This is a genomic window from Thauera butanivorans NBRC 103042, from assembly GCF_001591165.1.
Lineage (GTDB): Bacteria > Pseudomonadota > Gammaproteobacteria > Burkholderiales > Rhodocyclaceae > Thauera > Thauera butanivorans.
Genome location: NZ_BCUG01000117.1, coordinates 1 through 2,049 on the forward strand (window position 1 = coordinate 1; position 2,049 = coordinate 2,049).

Consider the following 2,049-nt stretch of genomic DNA (forward strand, 5'->3'; position numbering starts at 1 on the left):
CGAAAACCTTGTACGACAGGACGGAAGAAGTGGAGAATCCATCATCTCCTTGCCGGCTGCGCGAAATGGCCGGCATGAACGGCAATCCGATGCGACGAGGACTCCGATGACCCCCGAAGAAACACGCGCCATTCTCACCGTCTGCCTGCTGGCCGCCTATGCCGACGGCGACAAGCACGATCGCGAGCGCGAGCAGATCCGCCAGGTGGCACAAGGGCTGGCCGAGGACCAGCAGATCAACCTGCCCGGCCTGTACCAGGAAGTGTTGATGCGCCGCGTGCAACTGGCCGACGTGGTGCCGAAACTGGCCAGCAAGGAAGCACGTCAATTGGCCTACGAGATGGCCGTGTGCGTATGCGAGGCCGACGGCCGGACCAGCACGCAGGAACAGGCCTTCCTCGAGCGGCTGGGCGAAGCGCTGGGCCAGGCTCCGGCCGAGTTCGCCACCCAGGCCGACACGCTGGCAAACGCGCCGCTGGCTACGGCTGCCGCAGAGCTACCGGAGATCATCGCGACGGGCGAAACCGCACCACACCCGGCCGCAGTCGATGCGCTGCCGGATACCACCGCACAGCGCCGCCCGGGAACGCTGTCCACGACCGACATGGACCGCAAGATCCTCAACGCAGCGATCCTCAACGGCGCCATCGAGCTACTGCCCGAAAACCTGTCCACGCTGGCAATCATTCCGCTGCAGATGCGGCTGGTCTACCAGATCGGCCAGAGCTACGGTTACGAACTGGACGGCGGCCACGTCAAGGATCTGCTGGCCACCCTGGGTGTGGGGCTGACGTCCCAGTACTTGGAGCAGGCCGGCCGCAAGCTGCTCGGCGGCCTGCTGGGCAAGGCGGGCAAGGGCATCCTCGGCGGGCTGGGCCGCCAAGCCGTGAGCAGCGGCATGAGCTTCGCCGCCACCTACGCGCTGGGCCACGTCGCCAACCAGTACTATGCCGGCGGCCGCAACCTGAACACGCAGATGCTGCGCGACGCCTACCAGCACGTGATGGCCGACGGCCGCCAGTTGCAGGCGCAGTACCTGCCGCAGATCCAGGAAACGGCCCGCGGATTGAATACCGCCCGGATTCTGCAGATGGTGCGCGGCGGCTGAAGCACACGTCCCGGCCCGCACGCCCGGACAAACTGGGAGCAGCCGTGGCCAAGCTGTCGGGTGCCCTCGGGGCCTGATCCGCGATGAACATTGAGTAGGGGACGGGGTCACCCCCGTCGCCCTCTCACACCGCGTCGTATCGAGTAGCAACACCAGCCCCAGACGATCAAAGAAGGACTTCCGGAAGGCCGCGTTCATGTGGCTGGCGCCACTGTTCCACCATGGCCCGCGTTGATTGAAGGCCGAGCGGAATGCCCGCTCCTGCGTCAGTCCCGCCTTCATCAGATTCTTGGCGCGCGTGTCCGGGCGCTTCCACTGCCGCCACAGGATGCAGCGCAGTTTGCGCCTGAGCCAGCCGTCGAGTTCTTCCAGTGCCCGTTTGGTTTCGGTCAGCTTGAAATACGCAGCCCAACCCCGCAGCACCGGATTCAAGTCGGCGATGGTCCCACTCAGACTGCGTCCCCTCGCGCCCCGCAGTCATGGGGTGTCTCCATCATTGGCATAAATCTATTGGAGGGCTTCGTTGCCCCGGCTGGCACAAAGGAACGCGGCGAGCCCGATTGGGACCATAGCGCATAGAATTATTGTGCTTGAGGGCAAATTGAATATCGTTGAGGATGCGACAAACGATGCCGCACTGGCTCTAAGGTCGGGGATGATGAAGTTCTATTTTGACGCCGAGTTGAGAAGTGCCGACGGGGCTGCGCTTCCAGTCTATTGCGAGGTCCAGCCACCATATGTGGGCGGCCAAAGATCGCAGATCCGAGTAGCGGTGCCTGCCCAACACATCACTGAAGACCCGCCAGGTAATCCGTGTGCGTTATCGGGAAAAAGTGGTGCCTTCACCATCATCATGCAGGGAGTTCATTGGCGCAGGTTTCCAACTTCGTCGAGAGGCACCCTCGGACTGGAAGCCATTGAGCTATTCCACATCGAAAGGC

The 2,049-nt window shown here is 63.3% G+C and carries 2 protein-coding genes and 1 pseudogene; 2 read left to right on the forward strand and 1 reads right to left on the reverse strand.

Annotated elements, in window-relative coordinates; translation table 11 throughout:
- Positions 1-49 precede the first annotated feature (49 nt).
- On the forward strand, positions 50-1,108 hold the full coding sequence (locus TBU01S_RS22570; protein WP_281178488.1) for a YcjF family protein: 1,059 nt from the start codon (positions 50-52) through the stop codon (positions 1,106-1,108).
- A gap of 285 nt (positions 1,109-1,393) precedes the next feature.
- Here TBU01S_RS22570 and TBU01S_RS25040 read toward each other — a convergent pair.
- Positions 1,394-1,585 (reverse strand): annotated as a pseudogene (locus tag TBU01S_RS25040) (group II intron maturase-specific domain-containing protein); the annotation flags it as partial.
- Positions 1,586-1,709: 124 nt separating this feature from the next.
- On the opposite strand from TBU01S_RS25040, the gene TBU01S_RS24650 reads away from it, so the two are divergent.
- Positions 1,710-2,049: hypothetical protein (locus TBU01S_RS24650; protein ID WP_217999691.1), on the forward strand; the 340-nt coding region annotated here is incomplete at its 3' end.